The sequence below is a fragment of the Citrobacter sp. ANG330 genome, from assembly GCF_047467925.1.
GTDB classification, from domain to species: Bacteria; Pseudomonadota; Gammaproteobacteria; order Enterobacterales; family Enterobacteriaceae; genus Citrobacter_A; species Citrobacter_A amalonaticus_G.
In genome coordinates this window covers 146,601-165,908 of the sequence record NZ_JASJUI010000007.1, presented here as the reverse complement: position 1 = coordinate 165,908, position 19,308 = coordinate 146,601, and the positions used below count along the sequence as shown (strand labels likewise).

Genomic DNA, 19,308 nt, shown 5'->3' with positions numbered 1-19,308 from the left:
ATAGCGACGGTGAAGTGGAATCACCGTCGCGGAGCGTTTACTGTTTTTCAGGCGGGAAAATCAGGTTCAGTACGATAGCGGTGATACCGCCTGCAGCGATTCCGGAAGAGAGCAGATTTTTCACCCAGTCCGGCGCGAACTGCAGGATCAGCGGCTGTTGGGAGACGCCAAGACCGACGGCCAGCGACAGCGCAATAATCAAAATCGCACGACGGTTCAGCGGTTCGCGGGAAACAATACGCACACCAGACGCCGCGATTGTCCCGAACATGACCAGCGTAGCCCCGCCGAGTACTGGCTCAGGAATATGCTGTACAAAGCCGCTCACCGCCGGGAACAGACCGAGCAGGATCAACATCAGCGCAACCACAAAACCAACGTAACGGCTGGCGACGCCGGTCAACTGAATGACCCCATTGTTCTGCCCGAAACAGGAGTTCGGGAAGGTATTAAAGACCGCAGAGACAAATGAGTTCAGGCCGTTTGCCAGCACGCCGCCTTTCAGACGCTTCATGTACAGTGGGCCAGAGACGGGCTGTTCGGAGACATCGGACGTCGCAGTGATATCGCCGATGGTTTCCAGCGAGGTGATCATAAATACCAGCATCAGCGGCAGCAGCAGGTTCCAGTCAATGCCCAACCCGTAATACAACGGTGTGGGCACCATGATCAGATCCCCGGAGGTTGGTGCGGTATTTTCCGGCAGCATGCCCATAAACCACGCCAGCGCGTAGCCTGCGGCCATCGCGATCACCAGAGAGGCCACGCGCAGGTACGGGTTGCGTTGCCGGTTGAGCAGAATGATCAGCAGCAGGACCACGCCCGCCAGCATCAGGTTTTTCGGCGCACCGAAGGTGTTGTCGCTCATTGCGGCGTAGCCGCCACCGATGGAGGTCAGGCCGACCTGAATCAGCGACAGGCCGATAATCATCACCACTACGCCGGACACCAGCGGCGTAATGATACGACGGGCAAGATGCAGTACGCGGGAGATTACCATCTCCGTACAACTCGCCAGCATCAGCGTGCCAAACAGCGCTGCCATCATGGTCGGGACATCTGCACCACCCGTTTTCAGCGCGGTACCGCCCATAATCAGCGGCGCGACAAAGTTAAAACTGGTGCCCTGAATCGATAACAATCCTGAACCCACCGGACCCCATGCTTTAATTTGAATAATCGAGGCCACGCCGGAGGCAAACAGAGACATGCTGATAATGTGTTGCGTATCCTGAGCCGGTAACCCCAGCGCCTGACAGATGAGCAGCGCCGGCGTAATGACCGCAACGAACATTGCCAGCAGATGCTGACAGGCGGCAAACAGCGTTTGTGGAAGCGGCGGGCGATCTTCAAGACGATAAATCAGTTCGCTGTTTTGAGTCTGCGCAACCGGTTGCGCATTTTCCGACTCGAGGGTGTTAACAGACATCAGTGATAATCCCGTGGTGGCAAAGCGGGCATTTTATCTGACCAGATGGTAAAAGCAAACGTTTGCGAGTGGGTATTCTTAATATTTAAAATAGATAAAATCACATTTTTATATAACTTTTCCCTTTTTTCTGCTTAAAATCCATGCCGAATTATCATTAAAAGCTAAAAATTTTCGCAGGAATAAGACATCGTGCGTAACTGATTCAGACGTACTCAAGGAGCTTTGTATGTTTCAACTCGATACCTTATCAACCCTCGTTGCCGCAACGCTGACGTTGCTGCTGGGGCGTAAACTGGTTCAGTCAGTCTCCTTTCTCAAGAAATACACGATTCCAGAACCGGTTGCCGGTGGGTTGCTGGTCGCGCTGGCCCTGTTAGTGCTGAAAAAGAGCATGGGCTGGGAAGTGAATTTCGATATGACGTTGCGCGACCCGCTGATGTTGGCGTTTTTCGCAACCATCGGTTTAAATGCCAACATCGCCAGCCTACGGGCTGGTGGTCGCGTGGTGGGGATTTTTCTGATCGTCGTGGTGGGATTGCTGCTGATGCAAAACGCTATCGGCATTGGGATGGCCAGCCTGCTGGGACTCGATCCACTGATGGGGCTAATTGCCGGTTCGATCACGCTCTCCGGGGGCCACGGTACTGGCGCCGCCTGGAGTAAGTTGTTTATCGAACGTTACGGCTTTACTAACGCAACGGAAGTGGCGATGGCGTGCGCCACCTTCGGTCTGGTTCTTGGTGGACTGATTGGTGGACCTGTAGCGCGTTATCTGGTCAAACACTCCACTACGCCGGACGGTATTCCGGACGATCTGGAAGTGCCGACAGCGTTTGAGAAACCGGACGTCGGGCGCATGATCACCTCTCTGGTACTGATCGAAACCATTGCGCTTATTGCTATCTGTCTGACGGTAGGCCGGATTGTTGCGCAATTGCTGGCAGGAACGGTGTTTGAACTGCCCACGTTTGTCTGCGTGTTGTTTGTCGGCGTGATTGTCAGTAACGGCCTGGCGCTGGTAGGTTTTTATCGCGTGTTTGAGCGTGCAGTCTCTGTTCTCGGGAACGTCAGCCTGTCGCTGTTTCTGGCCATGGCGTTGATGAGCCTGAAGCTGTGGGAACTGGCGTCCCTGGCGCTGCCGATGCTGGCGATCCTCGTTGTACAGTCCATTTTTATGGCGCTGTATGCGATATTTGTCACCTGGCGAATGATGGGCAAAAATTACGATGCAGCCGTGCTGGCGGCGGGACACTGTGGTTTTGGCCTGGGGGCGACGCCAACCGCGATTGCCAATATGCAGGCGATTACCGAACGTTTTGGTCCCTCCCATATGGCGTTTCTGGTGGTACCGATGGTGGGGGCGTTCTTTATCGACATCGTCAATGCACTGGTGATTAAGCTGTATTTGCTGTTACCTATTTTTGCGCAATAACGAGAAGGTGCGGTGGTGATGAACCACCGCGCTTTTGCATCGCCATCAGGCGTTAGAATAGCGTTCTGTTTCCGGCATCCAGCGTTCGATTAACGCTTTTGCCTGTTGCGGATAACGTTCATGAATGTGACGTGCAATACGCTGAACTTCCGGAATGATAGCTTGATCGCGCAGTAAATCCGCGACTTTAAATTCTGCATTACCTGTCTGCCGCGTTCCCAGCAACTCACCCGGCCCACGAATTTCGAGATCTTTTTGCGCAATCACAAAGCCATCGCTGCTGTCGCGCAGTACCTGCAATCGCTTCTGCGCCGTTTTCGATAATGGCGATTTGTAGAGCAGGACGCAGTGCGAGGCTACCGCGCCACGCCCGACGCGCCCACGCAACTGGTGTAACTGTGCTAATCCAAGACGCTCCGGATTTTCGATGATCATCAGGCTGGCATTCGGCACATCTACGCCGACTTCAATTACCGTGGTGGCGACCAGCAGGTGCAGTTCGCCCTGTTTAAACGCCGCCATCACCGCCTGTTTTTCCGCCGGCTTCATGCGTCCGTGGACCAGACCCACATTCAGTTCTGGTAGCGCGAGTTTTAATTCTTCCCATGTCGCCTCGGCGGCCTGCGCTTCTAACAAATCAGATTCTTCAATCAGCGTACAGACCCAGTAGGCCTGGCGACCTTCCTGCGTACAGGCGTTGCGCACGCGGTCAATAATATCGCTGCGACGTGTATCCGGAATAGCAACCGTTGTGACGGGCGTACGCCCGGGCGGTAACTCGTCAATGACAGAGGTATCGAGATCTGCGTAGGCGGTCATCGCCAGCGTACGCGGGATAGGGGTCGCGGTCATAATGAGCTGATGCGGGTGAAAACCCTGCTGCTGGCCTTTCTCCCAAAGCGCGAGGCGCTGATGCACGCCGAAACGGTGCTGTTCGTCGATGATCACCAGTGCAAGACCGTTGAACTGCACTTGTTCCTGGAAGATCGCGTGCGTTCCCACGACCATCTGCACCTGCCCGCTGGCGATTGCATCTTGTTGCGCCTGACGCGCTTTGCCTTTCTGCTTGCCAGCCAGCCAGCCGACTTCGACGCCCAGCGGAGCAAACCAGTTGCGGAAGTTGTTGGCATGCTGCTCCGCCAGTAGCTCGGTCGGGGCCATCAGTGCGACCTGTTTACCGTGCGCAATCGCCCGCAGGGCCGCCAGCGCGGCGACCAGCGTTTTACCAGAGCCGACATCGCCCTGCACCAGGCGCATCATTGGGATATCGAGCGCCATATCATGCTCGATTTCCGCCACCACGCGGGCCTGCGCGCCGGTTGGCTTGAAGGGCAGAGAGGCTAACAGTTGGTTTTTCAGCGTGTCGTTAGCGCTCAGTGGTTGGGCATGAAAACGCTGTGCGCCTGCACGAAGCGCCAGCATACTCAGGTTATGCGCCAGTAACTCTTCCAGGATCAGACGACGTTGCGCCGGATGCTGGCCAGTCTCCAGATCGCTTAACTGGAGCGTCGGCGGTGGGCGATGCAGCGTACGAAGCGCTTCGGGCAGACTGAGCATACCCTGTAATAACTCAGGTGGCAGAAGTTCGGCAATGGCGCAGGTATCCAGCAGGTCTAACGCCTGATCGGTGAGCTTACGTAACGTGGCCTGTTTTACCCCTTCAGTTGTGGGATAAACCGGGGTGAGGGTCTCCTGCAGCGCTGGTGTACTGAGATCGCCCTGGACACGGTATTCCGGGTGGATCATCTCTGCGCCGTACTTCCCACGCTTCGCTTCGCCATAAGCCAGTACGCGTCGTCCGGTTGCGAGGCTGTTCTTCATCGCCGCGCTAAAGTTGAAAAAGCGCATTGTCAGAATGCCGGAACCGTCGCTGATCTGACAGGTCATCATCCGGCGACCGCCGAAGGTGATATTGCAGTTCAGCACTTCCCCTTCGACGGTGGCGTAAACGCCCGGCAGCAGTTCACCAATGGGATAAAGTTGGGTGCGGTCTTCATAACGCAAAGGAAGGTGTAACAGCAGGTCCTGCACGGTGTGCAGACCAATTTTCGCCAGTTTGCTGCTTTGCGCTGCGCCAACGCCCGTTAGTGAACTGAGCGGGACCGCATCTAACAGGCGCCCACTCATGATTTACTTCGCCGCCTGCATAGTGGACCACCAGGCATCATCGGCTTCAATGGCGCCCTGCTGATTGACGTGCGGATAGGGCAGCCCTTTGCGCCTGGCGACTTTCGCCAGCACCGGATAGCCGCCTTCAAACAACAGGCGCTGCTGTTCCTCTTCCGGCAACATGCTGTTTTCACGCAGGTACATTCCGGCGTTCTGCCGCTGGCGCTGCGCTTCGTAAAGAATTAACGCAGAAGCGACGGAAACATTAAGTGACTGAACCATACCCGTCATCGGGATGATAATGTCCTGGTCTGCCAGTGCTAACGCTTCCTGGGTAATGCCGGTTTTTTCCTGACCCATCAGAATACAGGTCGGACGCGTGTAATCGATTTCGCGGAAATCGACAGCATTGTCAGAGAGGTGGGTCGCCAGAACTTGCATGCCCCGATCTTTTAGACGCGCGACGGCATCGCCAATTGTGCGGTGGGTTTTCACCTGCACCCAACTGTTGCTGCCCGCCGCCGCCGAGGCCATGGTGCGCATACGGCTGCCAGGCCAGACGGCGTGGACTTCGTGGACACCAACGGCATCTGCGGTACGAATGATCGCAGAAACGTTATGAGGTTTATGGACCTGCTCCATGCAGACGGTCAGGTCCGGCTGGCGCCTGGCGAGCATCTCGCAGATTCGCGCATAACGCTGTGCATTCATTTGACTAGTTTCGGTTACGGGTGACTTTTATCACGTCTGGCATCACGCGGATCTTGCGCATAATATTCGCCAGATGGACGCGGTCGCGCGCGGTAAGGCGAATAAAGGCGCTGTAGACGCGACCATCTTTCTCTTCAGTATTCAGGCTCTGAATATTCGAGGTGGTGGTGTTGATCGCCGCCGTCAGGTTAGCCAGTGCGCCCTGGTGGTTAAACATATCCACTTTTATTTCGGTGATGAATTCCTGCTCCGTCTCTTTATCCCATTCTACCGCCATAAATTTCTCTGGCTCTTTCTGGTAACCACGGATGTTACGGCAGGATTCATGGTGGATAACCAGACCTTTACCCGGGCTGACATGGGCAATGATCGGATCGCCAGGAATCGGACGACAGCACTTGGCAAAAGTAATCAGCACGCCATCTGCGCCTTTAATGGGCAAATGACCGTGGCCTGGCACCGCCGGTTGGATAGCAGAGGCATCACCCTGCTGCAGATTTTTTGCTACCACCACGCTCATGGCGTTGCCGAGGCCGATTTCAGCCAGCAGGTCGTCAAGCGTAGCGAGCTTCATGCGTTCAAGTTCACGCTGAATGCTCTCTTGCGGGATTTCGGCCAGCTTACGGCTGCCGCCCAGTGCATGGTTGAGCAGGCGACGCCCCAGGCTGACGGAATCATCACGCTTGAGGTTCTTCAACAACTGGCGAATCTTGGCGCGCGCTTTGGAGCTCACGACAAAGTTGAGCCAGGCCGCGTTCGGACGAGCGCCTGGCGCGGTAATGATTTCAACCGTCTGGCCGCTGGTCAGGGGCTGTGACAGCGGATAGGGCTGTCTGTCGACGCGTGCGCCGACGCAGGCATGACCGATATCGGTATGCACCGCATAAGCAAAGTCGACAGGAGTGGCACCGGCAGGCAGTTCGACAATGCGCCCTTCCGGTGTGAAAACGTAAATCTCATCCGGGAACAGATCGGATTTTACGCTCTCGATAAATTCAAACGAGCTGCCCGCACTTTGTTGCAGTTCGAGCAGACTTTGCATCCAGCGCTGTGCGCGGATCTGTGCGGTTGTGCTGGTTTCACCGTGCTCTTTATAAGCCCAGTGCGCCGCGACCCCCATTTCCGCCATCTGATCCATATCTTCGGTACGGATCTGAACTTCCACTGGCACGCCGTGCGGACCAATCATCGACGTGTGCAAAGATTGATAGCCGTTCGCTTTCGGAATGGCGATGTAATCTTTAACCCGTCCAGGACGTGGCTTATAGAGGCTGTGCATCTGGCCAAGCACGCGATAGCAGGTGTCGGAGTCATGGACGATAACGCGGAACGCGTAAATATCCATGATCGAGTGAAAGCGTTGTTCTTTCAGCACCATCTTGCAATAGATGGAATAGAGATGTTTCTCGCGACCACTGACGCGACACGGAATGCCGGCTTCTTGCAGACGCCCTTCGATTTCAGAGAGGATTTTTTGGATCATCTCTTTACGGTTGCCGCGTGCAGCTTTAACTACCTCTTTGATCACACGATAGCGGTTCGGGTACAACGCCTCAAAACCCAGTTCTTCGAGCTCGGTTTTAATGTGATGAATACCTAAACGGTGTGCCAGCGGGCTATAGATTTCGAGGGTTTCACGGGCGATGCGGCGACGTTTATCCGGGCGTAGTGAGCCCAGCGTGCGCATGTTATGGGTGCGGTCAGCAAGTTTGATGAGAATGACGCGGATATCCTGCACCATCGCCATAATCATCTTGCGGAAGTTTTCGGCCTGCGCCTCTTTCTTATCGCGGAACTTGAGTTTATCAAGCTTTGATACCCCTTCTACCAGTTCAGCCACGCTTTTACCAAAAAGCTGCTCCATGTCCTGGTAGGTGGCGGGAGTATCTTCGATCACGTCATGCAGCAGTGCAGCCATCAACGTTTCATAGTCGAGTTTCATCTCGGCAAGAATGCAGGCTACCGCAACAGGGTGCGTGATATAAGGTTCACCGCTTGAACGTGTCTGGCCCTCGTGAGCGTCACGTGCAACGAGATACGCCTGCCGCAGACGTTTGATTTGGTCTTCCGGCAGGTAGTTTTGAATCAGCTGATTCAGGCTTTCAAACAGATACAAGGGCGACCCGCTTTGTGATTAACGACGACCTTCAGCAATGGCGGTTACGGCTTGTAATTCAGCGGCTTCCTGCTCTTGCTGTTCCTGACGCTCACGGACATCGAGGATCTGGTTGTTAATCAGACCTTCTTCGATTTCGCGCAGCGCGATTACGGTAGTTTTATCGTTTTCTTCCGGTACGAGCGGATCCTTTCCGCCTACCTGCATCTGACGAGCGCGACGCGCGGCGACCAGTACCAGGTCAAAACGGTTACCAATTTTCTCTACAGCGTCCTGAACAGTTACGCGTGCCATACTTAAAATGCTCCACAGGTGAAGAAATGACTGGGCATGATACTGAAACTGGGTTCAGTCTGCCAACAGTTTGCTGATTAAAGCGTCATGACGCTGCTTTTGGCGGCTCATGCGCAGACGTTCGGCGCGAATGATGGTCTTCAAATCGCCAAGAGCGGTATCGAAGTCGTCATTCACAATAAGATAATCATATTCGGCGTAATGGCTCATTTCTGCAACAGCTTGCGCCATACGTTTTGCAATAACATCTTCGCTATCCTGACCGCGACCGCGTAAGCGGCGGTCCAGTTCAAGTTTAGACGGCGGCAGAATAAAGATACTGCGCGCATGTGGCATCTTCTGGCGAATTTGTTGCGCGCCCTGCCAGTCGATATCCAGAAAGACATCCACCCCAGAAGCCAGTACTTGTTCAATGGCTTCACGCGAGGTGCCGTAGTAATTACCAAATACTTCTGCGTGTTCCAGAAACGCGTCGTTGCCAATCATGGTTCTGAATTCGTCATGATTCACAAAGAAATAGTGCTCACCATGAACTTCACCCGGACGCGGCGCGCGCGTGGTGTGTGAAACAGAAACCTGGGTGTCATACAACGGTTGGGTTTTTAATAAAGCCTGAATCAGGCTGGATTTACCCGCGCCACTGGGGGCAGAAACAATATATAGCGTGCCTTGAGCCATGAGTATCTTACGTATGTGATTATCGAAAATGAACCTACATACGGGCTTATTATACACGTCGTCGCTACGCGACGTAGTCTTTGTCACACTTTTTACGCCAGATTATTGCTTTTGCGCGCCTGTTTCCTGATTTACGCAACATTCTCTGCAAATGAACGGAATCACTGGAAGCGTGTACGCAATCTTAACTTTTGTCGCTCGGCGACGGCCATGCAACGCGCTATATCTGCCTGAAAACGTACAGCGGAGGTGGTGATGAAAACAGGGATAGCGATATTAATGGGGGGGTGGCTTTGGCACACGCAGGCCTGGGCGGTATGCCCGGTATGGTCGGCAAGCAGAGCCCACGAAGAGATCTCTCGTTTACAACAGCAAATTGCGCAGTGGGATGACGCCTACTGGAAGGAGGGCGCTGGCACGGTTGATGATGGCGTCTACGATCAATTGCATGCGCGACTGCTCCAGTGGCAGCACTGCTTTGCTGACGACGCACCTCCCGGCCTGACATTATCCTCTCCTGGTGGCACAGTCTCTCATCCTGTCGCCCATACTGGCGTACAAAAACTGGCAGACAAGCGAGCCATGCAGCAATGGATGCGTGAGCACAACGATTTGTGGGTACAGCCAAAGGTTGATGGCGTGGCGGTTACGCTGAAATACCAGAATGGAAAATTGACCCAGGCTATCAGCCGTGGTGATGGACTAAAAGGCGAAGACTGGACGCAAAAAGTACAACAGATTCCTGCTGTGCCGCGAACTATAGTGGGCTCGCTGGCAAACAGCGTGTTGCAGGGCGAGATCTTTCTGCAACAGGACGGTCATATCCAGCAAAAAATGGGTGGCATGAATGCCCGTTCGAAGGTGGCGGGTCTGTTGATGCGAAAGGGCAACGTTGGTGATTTATCATCTCTGGGGATTTTTATCTGGGCCTGGCCTGATGGACCACAGACAATGTCCGAAAGAGTAAAACTGTTGAGTGCGGCGGGGTTTACGCTAACGAAGATGTTTACGCTGCCAGCCACCAGTATTGAAGGTGTGGAGCGGGCGCGTACGCAATGGTGGACGTCTGCGTTACCCTTTGTCACCGATGGGGTGGTTGTGCGGATGGACAAAGAACCTGCCTCTCACCGGTGGTTACCGGGACAAGGAACCTGGCTGGTTGCCTGGAAATATCCGCCTGTTGCCCAGGTGGCGGAGGTCACCGCGATTCAGTTTTCGATCGGCAAAAGCGGAAAAATTGCTGTTGTTGCGACGCTTGCCCCTGTCATGCTGGACGATAAACGGGTGCAGCGGGTGAATATCGGTTCTGTTAGTCGCTGGGAGGAGTGGGACATCGCCCCTGGCGATCAGATACTGGTGAGTCTTGCCGGACAGGGGATCCCGCGTATTGACGACGTTGTCTGGCGGAGTTCAGAACGGACTAAACCGAGCCCTCCTGAAAATCGCTACAACACATTGACCTGTTTTTTTGTTTCACCATCGTGTCAGGAGCAGTTTATCTCCCGCCTGGTCTGGTTGGGCTCTGGCACGGTTTTAAAATTAGACGGCGTTGGTGAGGCGGGCTGGCGAGCGCTTCATCAGCAGCACCACTTTGAGCATATCTTTTCCTGGCTGGCCTTAACTCAGGAGCAGATTCAGCACACGCCGGGGTTTGCGAAAGCGAAGGGCGAGCAGGTATGGCATCAGTTTAATAAGGTGAGAAAACAGCCATTTATCCGCTGGATCCAGGCGTTAGGCATCCCGATACCTCTGACGGCGCTCAATGCCAGCGGCGATCGTTCATGGCGGCAGTTGTCAGGGCGAAAGGAATTGTACTGGCAACAACTTCCGGCTGTCGGCCCGCGTCGCGCACGTCAGGTGATGGCCTGGCTGGACAACGCGGAGGTCAAACAACTGAGCCGCTGGCTGGCGGCTCAGCAAATTGAGAGCTTTATTCCTTAATGGCTTTCGTGGTGGTAGTAAAACACCGGCAAACCCAGCTTCAGGCGCAGCGCCAGGAGACGGGCGACAAAACCAAACATCAGGGTTGAGATAATCACGATATCCTGGTTGGAAACATAGTGTTGCAGAACGATGTAAAGCACGGCAGAGGCGAATGAGACGCCAGCGTAAAGCTCTTTCTGAAAAACGAGCGGAATACGTTTACAGAACATGTCGCGCAGTACCCCACCAAAGACGCCGGTGGTGACCGCAGCAACGACGGCAATGATCGGTCCGTGCCCCATATCCAGAGCAACCTGGGCGCCAATGATGGAAAAGACCACCAGACCTAAGGCATCCAGTACCAGGAATACCTTGCGCAGATAGGGCATGACGGGAGCCACAATGGTCGTCACAACCGCCGCCGTGGCGACAATAATCACGTATTCGGGATGTTTAACCCAACCCAGAGGATAGTGTCCGAGCAGAATATCGCGGACAGAGCCGCCGCCGATGGCGGTTGCTGTGGCAATAATGATGACGCCGAAAGTATCCATCCGACGACGGCCCGCCGCCAGAGCGCCGGTCATGGCTTCAGCGGTGATTCCTATCAGGTACAAAACGTGTAACAGCATGACTCCCCCCAGTATTTAGGGGACACAGGGTAACGACTTGCGCTCGTCGTCACGATTGAGATTTTCTAAGGTGAGACGTTTTTGATAACTTCAGTTAATGCGAAATTCCTGTTGTTCTGAAGTAGTGTGCGGTTTGAGGATTTTTCATTCAGAAAAATAGATGAAAAAAACTAAACTGAAGCCAGACATTAGTCAGCGTAATAGGTGGATAAACGTAGCACCGCCTTTGGCTGACGGGCTACGCGGATAGACACTTTATTCGATGTTCTGAATCTGCTCGCGCATCTGCTCGATCAAAACTTTCAGTTCGATGGCGGAATTCGTCACTTCAGCATTAATGGATTTCGACGCCAGTGTATTCGACTCACGGTTGAATTCCTGCATCATGAAGTCCAGACGGCGACCCACCGCCTCTTTTTTCTTCAGGATGTTGTAAGTTTCTTTGACGTGGGCTTCCAGGCGATCCAGTTCTTCTGCCACATCAATACGCTGTGCCATCAGGACCAGCTCTTGCTCCAGACGGTTATTCTCTAACTGGACCTGGGCGTCTTCGAGCTTAGCGACCAGACGTTCGCGCTGCCATTGCAGAATTTCGGGCATATGAGCCCGGACTTTAACCACTTCAGCGCTTACGCCTTCCAGACGCTGCTCGATCAGCGCTTTTAGTGCCTGACCTTCCGTTTCGCGGGCAACGATGAAATCGTCAAGCGTGCCGTCAAGTGCAGTCAGAATTTCTGCGGCAATGGCATCCAGGTCCTGTTCCTGTGCCGCCATTACGCCTGGCCAGCGCAGGATATCGACCGGATTGATTTCCCCTTCATCACTCTGCATCTTGACCCAGTTGGCTGCGTTCACGAGTTGTTTTGCCAGCTTTTCATTCAGGATGAGCTCGCCCTGCGCGCTGGCATCCGGTTCAAAGCGCAGCATACACTCGACTTTACCGCGCGTCAGACGAGTACGAATACGTTCACGAACAACAGGTTCAAGACTACGGAACTGTTCCGGCAGACGAAAGTAAGTTTCCAGATAACGCTGGTTTACCGAGCGCATTTCCCAGGTGGCGCTACCCCATTCACCCTTGATTTCACGCCGGGCGTAGGCGGTCATACTGCGGATCATAGACGTTCCTGTTTTTAAAGGAGAGATGTGAGGATTATAGCCATCCCGGCCTTGTCAGGATAGGAATAACCGCGGGAAGTCCGTATAATGCGCAGCCACATTCGTTTCAAGCCGGAGATCTCAATATGCGTCCAGCAGGCCGTAGCGCTAATCAGGTGCGTCCCGTAACCCTGACCCGTAACTATACAAAACATGCTGAAGGCTCGGTGCTGGTCGAATTTGGCGATACCAAAGTGTTATGCACTGCCTCGATCGAAGAAGGCGTACCCCGTTTTCTGAAAGGTCAGGGTCAGGGCTGGATCACGGCTGAATATGGCATGCTGCCGCGGGCAACCCATACCCGTAACGCGCGCGAAGCCGCCAAGGGCAAGCAGGGCGGCCGCACGATGGAGATTCAGCGTCTGATCGCCCGTGCACTTCGCGCAGCGGTCGATCTCAAAACGCTGGGTGAATTTACCATTACTCTGGACTGCGATGTAATCCAGGCTGATGGCGGCACGCGTACCGCCTCTATTACCGGTGCCTGCGTTGCACTGGCGGATGCGCTGAACAAGCTGGTGGCCAGCGGTAAGCTGAAAACCAACCCGATGAAAGGGATGGTTGCTGCGGTATCCGTGGGGATCGTCAATGGTGAAGCGCTCTGCGATCTGGAATACGTTGAAGACTCGGCGGCGGAGACCGACATGAATGTGGTGATGACCGAGGATGGGCGAATCATTGAAGTCCAGGGAACGGCGGAAGGCGAGCCGTTCAGCCATGAAGAACTTCTCACCTTGCTGGCTCTGGCCCGAGGGGGAATCGAATCTATTGTCGCGACGCAGAAGGCGGCGTTAGAAAATTGATTTTTAAGGCGACCAGTGAGTCGCCTTTTTTTTGTCCGTAGATTTTGTCAATGATGAAAGTGAAACGAGGAGCGAATCCATGAAACCCTATCAACGCCAGTTTATCGAGTTTGCGCTTAACAAACAGGTACTCAAGTTTGGCGAATTCACGCTGAAATCCGGGCGTAAGAGCCCCTATTTCTTCAACGCCGGGCTGTTTAATACCGGGCGTGATCTGGCACTGTTAGGGCGTTTTTACGCCGAAGCGTTAGTGGATTCAGGCATTGAATTCGATCTGCTTTTTGGTCCTGCTTACAAAGGCATTCCTATTGCGACTACCACGGCGGTCGCGCTGGCTGAGCACCACGATAAGGATCTGCCATACTGCTTTAACCGCAAAGAGGCGAAAGATCACGGCGAAGGCGGCACTCTGGTTGGCAGCGCGCTTCAGGGACGAGTGATGCTGGTGGATGATGTGATCACCGCTGGTACGGCCATCCGGGAATCGATGGAAATCATCCAGGCCAACGGTGCAACGCTGGCTGGCGTGCTGATCTCTTTGGATCGTCAGGAGCGTGGTCGTGGCGAGATTTCCGCCATTCAGGAAGTTGAGCGCGATTATGGCTGTAAGGTGATTTCCATCATCACCCTGAAAGACCTGATTGCTTATCTGGAAGAGAAGCCGGAAATGGCAGAGCATCTGGCAGCGGTGCGGGCGTATCGGGAAGCGTTCGGCGTTTGACGTGAGTGGCCGGATAACGTGCGCGCTATCCGGCAAACATTACTGCAGTTGCGCAGCGAGCAGCGGCCAGCGGGCGTCAAAATCATCCGTAGGACGGTATTTGAATTCGCTACGCACAAAGCGCGACAACATACCTTCGCAAAAGGCGAGCAGTTGGCTTGCCAGCAGCGTTTCATCCGTCACGAACCCTTCCCCTTCGCGCATCCGTTTTTCCCGCAGCACCTGGCGTAACTGCGCTTCAATGCGTTCAAACAGCTGGCTGATACGACCCTGCAAACGGTCCTGTTCAAACATCAGCGCATGTCCGGTCAGGATACGCGTCAGGCCGGGATTGCGTTCGCCGAAACCCAGAATCAATAACACAATCAGACGCAGACGCGCGTGGGTATCTTTTTCATCTTTCAAAATCAAATTGATACGGGTAATCAGGCTGTCTTCGATAAACTCAATCAGGCTATCGAACATACGCGTCTTACTGGGAAAATGACGATACAACGCCGCTTCGGAAACGCCGACAGAAGCCGCCAGTTTTGCCGTTGTGATGCGTTGGCTTCCATCGCTGGATTCCAGCATCAGCGCCAGAGACTGAAGTATTTCTTCGCGACGATTCCTTTTCGCAGTTTGTTTTTCTGCCATGTTACAAAATACCCCTGAAAATAAGCACTTACAGGCGAGCATCCACACTATGACCGCAAACACAGGGCTTGCGGTGACGTTATGACATTATCGGGATGCGTAGTTTTTTTACTTACGACCGGAATGGCCGAAACCGCCTTCACCACGGTGAGTGGCATCAAATTCTTCCACCAGATTAAATTCAGCCTGCACGACGGGCACAAAAACCATCTGTGCAATACGTTCGCCCGGCTCAATGGTGAAACTGTCCTGGCCACGGTTCCAGACGGACACCATCAGTTGCCCCTGATAGTCGGAGTCAATCAACCCCACCAGGTTGCCCAGCACGATACCATGCTTATGGCCCAGACCTGAACGCGGCAGGATGACGGCAGCCAGAGACGGATCGGCGATATGAATAGCCAGCCCGGTTGGCAGCAGCGTGGTTGCGCCCGGCGCCAGTTCTACGGCGTCATCGAGACAAGCCCGCAGGTCAAGTCCGGCAGAGCCGGAGGTGGCATACGTTGGCAGCGGGAATTGCTTGCCAACACGCGGGTCCAGAATCTTAACGTCGATTTTTTTCATCATAACGGGTCACGATCTCGTCGAGTAATAATTGGCCCAGGAGTGCTTTGCGCTCAAGCGGTAAGACTTTATCTCCATCCTGCCAGAAAAGGTGTAAAGCGTTGCTGTCGCTGTTAAATCCTTGAGTTGAAAGAGAAACATCGTTTGCACAGATCAAATCAAGGTTTTTGCGGATACGTTTTTGCTGGGCGTATTCTTCCACATTATTCGTTTCCGCGGCAAACCCAACGACATAGGGGCGCGGGTCTTTACGTGCGGCAACGCCGGCGATGATGTCCGGGTTTTTAACCATTTTTATTGTAAATTCATCGCCTTGTGTTGCCTGCTTTTTAATTTTTTCCGGAGCGACAACGGCGGCGCGATAGTCTGCTACGGCAGCGCAGCCGATAAAAATATGTTGCTGTTGTATCGCGGAATGTACCGCCGCTTCCATTTCCAGAGCGGTCATCACATCGACACGCTGTACAAAAGGTGGTGTGGATAACGATACGGGGCCGGTGACCAGCGTGACGTTCGCTCCGCGACGGGCGGCCGCTGCGGCGATGGCAAAGCCCATTTTTCCGGAACTGTGGTTAGAAATGTAACGCACCGGATCGAGCGGTTCACGCGTTGGGCCTGCGGTAATCATGATATTGAGATGTTGCAGATCGTTGACAGGGGAGAAATGCGCCGCGGCCATATCGACGATTGCTAAGGGATCCAGCATGCGACCCGGACCTACGTCACCGCATGCCTGGCTGCCGCTGTCAGGCCCCCAAATGAGCAACCCACGGGAAGACAGTACGTCCAGATTGTGTTGTGTTGCTGCAGCCCGATACATCTGCTGATTCATTGCCGGTAAAACGGCAATGGGTGCCGGCGTCGCCAGACAAATCGTGGACACCAGATCGTTTGCCATACCTGCTGCGACACGCGCAATAAGGTCTGCGGTGGCAGGGGCGAGAATCACCAGGTCGGCCCATTTCCCCAACTCAATATGGCCCATCGCGGCTTCTGCCGCGGGATCCAGCAGACTGTCGGAAACGGGATACCCGGAAACCGCCTGTAAGCTGAGTGGGGTAATAAAGGCTTTAGCCGCCTCGGTCATTGCTACACGGACATCAGCGCCGCGCTCGCGCAGACGACGCACCAGTTCAGGGGTTTTGTAGGCCGCAATGCCGCCGCTGACGCCGAGAACAATTTTTTTACCGGCCAGGCTCATCATGATCTTTCCTGTTGGATTACACCAGAAGGCGGATATTTTATCACAATCCGTAAACTGTCGTGCGTTCACCCATGAATCACTTTGCGAGGCGCTACGCAGGAGTGAAAATTGCACGTCGAATCCCGCGCAGGGCTATGCCACCATGCGTGCAGCCATAAGGAGGTGTGGGATGGAGACGGTTGAGTACGTACTGCCGAGGGAAAAACTGTTGGCGCTTGGGGTGGATACACTGACGGATGATGAACTGTTAGCACTCTTCTTACGAACAGGAACGCCCGGGAAAGATGTCTTTACGCTGGCAAAAGAGATTCTGGAACATTTTGGTTCTCTTTATAGCTTATTGACGGCGGACTACTCTCAGTTCAGCACGGTGACGGGGATTGGCGTAGCAAAGTATGCGCAGCTCAAAGGTATTGCGGAGCTGGCCCGACGCTTTTATCAAGTGCAAATAAAAGGCACAAACCCGTTACTTAGTCCGTTGTTAACACGGAATTTTTTGCAGAGTCAATTTGCGCAGGAAGCGCGAGAAGTTTTTATGGTGGTTTTTCTCGATTCCCAACATAAGGTCATTAAACATAGCCGCCTTTTTTCTGGCACGCTCACCCATGTTGAGATCCATCCGCGCGAAATTATTCGTGAAGCGATAAAAATCAATGCATCTGCGGTGATCCTTGCTCATAATCATCCGTCGGGGTGTGCAGAGCCGAGTAAAGCGGATAAACTTATCACTGAGCGTGTCGTAAAATGCTGTCAGTTCATGGATATCCGTGTGCTTGATCACCTTGTCATTGGACGCGGAGAGTACGTTTCGTTTGCGGAACGTGGTTGGATTTGACGCACTTTGCGCGATCCATCGGGATCTTTGTCTGTTCGGGACTTGAGCACATCGCTGACTCAGCGTATACTACGCCACCTTTGAGAATCTCGGGTTTGGCATTTGGGCCTGGCAATCGAGTGTTCACATTGAACCGCGATGACCGGGCTGTAAAGCCTGACGAGGCGCCGATACCCCATACGAAGCTCGAGCTAATTTGATTTTTGGAGAATAGACATGTCCCGAGTCTGCCAAGTTACTGGCAAGCGTCCGGTGACCGGTAACAACCGTTCCCACGCACTGAACGCGACTAAACGCCGTTTCCTGCCTAACCTGCACTCTCACCGTTTCTGGGTTGAGAGCGAAAAGCGTTTTGTCACCCTGCGTGTATCTGCTAAAGGTATGCGTGTAATTGATAAGAAAGGCATCGAAACAGTTCTGTCTGAACTGCGTGCCCGTGGCGAAAAGTACTAAGTACTAAGAGGAAATAAATCATGGCTAAAGGTATTCGTGAGAAGATCAAGCTGGTTTCTTCTGCTGGTACTGGTCACTTCTATACCACCACGAAGAACAAACGTACTAAGCCGGAAAAACTGGAACTGAAAAAGTTCGATCCAGTTGTCCGTCAGCACGTTCTCTACAAAGAAGCGAAAATTAAGTAATTCTCGCTTTGCTGTAATAAAAAACCTCGCTTCGGCGGGGTTTTTTGTTTTCTGGCCATCCCCATATTAGTGAGACCTGATACACAGCCGGAGACGTTATGCCTGAATTACCTGAAGTTGAAACCAGCCGCCGCGGTATTGAGCCGCATCTGGTCGGGGCAACCATTTTGCATGCCAATGTGCGTAATGGGCGTCTGCGTTGGCCGGTATCAGAAGAGATCTACCGTCTGAGCGACAAACCGGTGCTCAGCGTTCAACGTCGCGCAAAATACCTTTTGCTGGAACTCTCCGATGGCTGGATCATCATCCATCTGGGGATGTCGGGCAGTTTGCGTATTCTTTCTGAAGATCTTCCGGCAGAAAAACACGACCACGTCGATTTAGTGATGAGTAATGGTAAAGTCCTGCGCTACACCGATCCTCGACGTTTTGGCGCCTGGCTATGGACGAAAGCGCTGGAAGGGCACAACGTGCTGGCGCATCTCGGTCCTGAACCGCTTAGCGACGATTTCAACGCTGAATACCTGCAACAGAAGTGCACGAAGAAAAAAACGGCGATTAAACCCTGGCTGATGGATAACAAACTGGTGGTGGGCGTCGGGAACATCTACGCCAGTGAATCTCTGTTTGCTGCTGGCATTCATCCTGACCGACTGGCGTCGTCGCTGTCGCAGGCTGAATGTGAACTGCTGGTGCGCGTGATTAAGGCCGTTTTGTTGCGTTCGATAGAGCAGGGCGGAACGACGCTGAAAGATTTTCTGCAAAGTGATGGTAAACCGGGCTATTTTGCTCAGGAGTTACAGGTCTATGGCCGTAAAGGAGAGCCATGCAGAGTGTGCGGAACGCCGATCGTGGCATCCAAACACGCGCAACGTGCGACATACTATTGCCGCCAGTGTCAGAAGTAACGTGATACGTCCCGTCTCCGGGACGCTATTTAAGCTTAGCCAGCAGCGCCTGATGAATATTTACTGGCAGGAAGTGGGTGACATCTCCTTTATGGCGCGCCACTTCTTTCACCAGTGACGATGAGATGAAGGACCACTCTTTAGACGGCATCAGAAAGACGCTTTCGAGTTCTGGCATCAAATGACGATTCATATGGGCGAGTTGCATTTCGTATTCGAAATCCGCGACAGCGCGTAATCCACGAATCAGGATGTTGGCCTGCTGCTCCCGCGCAAAATTGGCCATCAGATCGCTAAAGCCCAGCACTTCAACGCCGGACAGATGGGCAGTGGCCTGCTGAGCCAACGCAACGCGCTCTTCAAGGGTGAACATCGGTTTTTTACCAGGACTTGCCGCAATCGCCAGAATGACATGGTCAAACATCTGCGTAGCGCGCGTGATGATATCGATATGGCCGTTCGTCAACGGATCAAAAGTGCCTGGATAAATCGCCCGTTTTTGCATAACAGC

20 protein-coding genes are annotated in these 19,308 nt (G+C 53.7%); 8 read left to right on the top strand and 12 right to left on the bottom strand.

Annotated features, from left to right (window positions below; translation table 11 throughout):
* Positions 1-37: 37 nt before the first annotated feature.
* Entirely contained in the window at positions 38-1,429 is a 1,392-nt protein-coding gene (gene xanP / locus QNN88_RS16430; protein ID WP_414241157.1) for a xanthine/proton symporter XanP, read from the bottom strand.
* Between the two features lie 229 nt (positions 1,430-1,658).
* Between xanP and gltS the strand changes: the two genes are divergently transcribed.
* Entirely contained in the window at positions 1,659-2,864 is a 1,206-nt protein-coding gene (gene gltS, locus QNN88_RS16425) for a sodium/glutamate symporter (RefSeq protein WP_414241156.1), read from the top strand.
* Positions 2,865-2,909: 45 nt separating this feature from the next.
* On the opposite strand, the gene recG is transcribed toward gltS, so the two are convergent.
* Genes recG through gmk form a run of 5 tightly spaced genes read right to left on the bottom strand, consistent with a single transcriptional unit; the run spans position 2,910 to position 8,772 of the window.
* The gene (gene recG / locus QNN88_RS16420; protein ID WP_414241155.1) at positions 2,910-4,991 is read right to left on the bottom strand and encodes an ATP-dependent DNA helicase RecG; all 2,082 of its coding nucleotides are present in this window, start codon (positions 4,989-4,991) and stop codon (positions 2,910-2,912) included.
* Between the two features lie 3 nt (positions 4,992-4,994).
* Positions 4,995-5,684, bottom strand: a complete 690-nt coding sequence (gene trmH / locus QNN88_RS16415) for a tRNA (guanosine(18)-2'-O)-methyltransferase TrmH (protein ID WP_414241154.1) — start codon at positions 5,682-5,684, stop codon at positions 4,995-4,997.
* A 4-nt stretch (positions 5,685-5,688) separates the two neighbouring features.
* A complete protein-coding gene (spoT, locus tag QNN88_RS16410; RefSeq protein WP_414241153.1) occupies positions 5,689-7,800 on the bottom strand; it encodes a bifunctional GTP diphosphokinase/guanosine-3',5'-bis pyrophosphate 3'-pyrophosphohydrolase in 2,112 nt (703 codons plus the stop codon).
* 18 nt (positions 7,801-7,818) lie between these two features.
* Positions 7,819-8,094, bottom strand: coding sequence for a DNA-directed RNA polymerase subunit omega (rpoZ, locus tag QNN88_RS16405; RefSeq protein ID WP_000135058.1), 276 nt, complete (start codon positions 8,092-8,094; stop codon positions 7,819-7,821).
* Between the two features lie 54 nt (positions 8,095-8,148).
* A complete protein-coding gene (gmk, locus tag QNN88_RS16400) occupies positions 8,149-8,772 on the bottom strand; it encodes a guanylate kinase (RefSeq protein ID WP_414241152.1) in 624 nt (207 codons plus the stop codon).
* Between the two features lie 255 nt (positions 8,773-9,027).
* On the opposite strand from gmk, the gene ligB reads away from it, so the two are divergent.
* Positions 9,028-10,713 carry an NAD-dependent DNA ligase LigB gene (gene ligB, locus QNN88_RS16395; RefSeq protein WP_414241151.1) on the top strand — a complete coding sequence of 562 codons (1,686 nt, stop codon included), beginning with the start codon at positions 9,028-9,030 and terminating at the stop codon, positions 10,711-10,713.
* Here the strand turns inward: ligB and QNN88_RS16390 are convergent.
* Positions 10,710-11,327 (bottom strand): trimeric intracellular cation channel family protein, encoded by a 618-nt coding sequence (locus QNN88_RS16390; RefSeq protein WP_414241150.1) that lies wholly within the window; start codon positions 11,325-11,327, stop codon positions 10,710-10,712. The genes ligB and QNN88_RS16390 overlap by 4 nt on opposite strands.
* A 255-nt stretch (positions 11,328-11,582) precedes the next feature.
* Complete coding sequence (locus QNN88_RS16385; RefSeq protein ID WP_195296015.1) at positions 11,583-12,446, bottom strand: YicC/YloC family endoribonuclease; 864 nt, start codon at positions 12,444-12,446, stop codon at positions 11,583-11,585.
* Positions 12,447-12,571: 125 nt separating this feature from the next.
* On the opposite strand from QNN88_RS16385, the gene rph reads away from it, so the two are divergent.
* Positions 12,572-13,288: a ribonuclease PH gene (rph, locus tag QNN88_RS16380; protein ID WP_042998636.1), complete on the top strand. Its 717-nt coding sequence runs from the start codon at positions 12,572-12,574 to the stop codon at positions 13,286-13,288.
* 79 nt (positions 13,289-13,367) lie between these two features.
* On the top strand, positions 13,368-14,009 hold the full coding sequence (gene pyrE / locus QNN88_RS16375) for an orotate phosphoribosyltransferase (protein WP_414241149.1): 642 nt from the start codon (positions 13,368-13,370) through the stop codon (positions 14,007-14,009).
* A 39-nt stretch (positions 14,010-14,048) separates the two neighbouring features.
* Here pyrE and slmA read toward each other — a convergent pair whose 3' ends face one another.
* From slmA to coaBC, 3 genes are all read right to left on the bottom strand, one after another.
* Positions 14,049-14,645 (bottom strand): nucleoid occlusion factor SlmA, encoded by a 597-nt coding sequence (gene slmA / locus QNN88_RS16370; protein ID WP_414241148.1) that lies wholly within the window; start codon positions 14,643-14,645, stop codon positions 14,049-14,051.
* Positions 14,646-14,753: 108 nt separating this feature from the next.
* The gene (dut, locus tag QNN88_RS16365; protein ID WP_042998633.1) at positions 14,754-15,212 is read right to left on the bottom strand and encodes a dUTP diphosphatase; all 459 of its coding nucleotides are present in this window, start codon (positions 15,210-15,212) and stop codon (positions 14,754-14,756) included.
* Positions 15,190-16,410 (bottom strand): bifunctional phosphopantothenoylcysteine decarboxylase/phosphopantothenate--cysteine ligase CoaBC, encoded by a 1,221-nt coding sequence (gene coaBC, locus QNN88_RS16360; protein ID WP_414241212.1) that lies wholly within the window; start codon positions 16,408-16,410, stop codon positions 15,190-15,192. The genes dut and coaBC overlap by 23 nt, the downstream gene beginning before the upstream one ends.
* Positions 16,411-16,582: 172 nt before the next feature.
* Between coaBC and radC the strand changes: the two genes are divergently transcribed.
* The 4 genes from radC to mutM all read left to right on the top strand — a co-directional run bounded on the left by radC (position 16,583) and on the right by mutM (position 18,797).
* Complete coding sequence (radC, locus tag QNN88_RS16355; RefSeq protein WP_414241147.1) at positions 16,583-17,248, top strand: RadC family protein; 666 nt, start codon at positions 16,583-16,585, stop codon at positions 17,246-17,248.
* A 216-nt stretch (positions 17,249-17,464) separates the two neighbouring features.
* Positions 17,465-17,701, top strand: a complete 237-nt coding sequence (gene rpmB, locus QNN88_RS16350; protein WP_003024071.1) for a 50S ribosomal protein L28 — start codon at positions 17,465-17,467, stop codon at positions 17,699-17,701.
* A gap of 20 nt (positions 17,702-17,721) precedes the next feature.
* Positions 17,722-17,889, top strand: coding sequence for a 50S ribosomal protein L33 (gene rpmG / locus QNN88_RS16345; protein WP_003024094.1), 168 nt, complete (start codon positions 17,722-17,724; stop codon positions 17,887-17,889).
* Positions 17,890-17,987: 98 nt separating this feature from the next.
* Positions 17,988-18,797, top strand: a complete 810-nt coding sequence (gene mutM / locus QNN88_RS16340; RefSeq protein ID WP_414241146.1) for a bifunctional DNA-formamidopyrimidine glycosylase/DNA-(apurinic or apyrimidinic site) lyase — start codon at positions 17,988-17,990, stop codon at positions 18,795-18,797.
* 25 nt (positions 18,798-18,822) lie between these two features.
* On the opposite strand, the gene coaD is transcribed toward mutM, so the two are convergent.
* Positions 18,823-19,302, bottom strand: coding sequence for a pantetheine-phosphate adenylyltransferase (gene coaD, locus QNN88_RS16335; protein WP_414241145.1), 480 nt, complete (start codon positions 19,300-19,302; stop codon positions 18,823-18,825).
* Between the last annotated feature and the right edge of the window lie 6 nt (positions 19,303-19,308).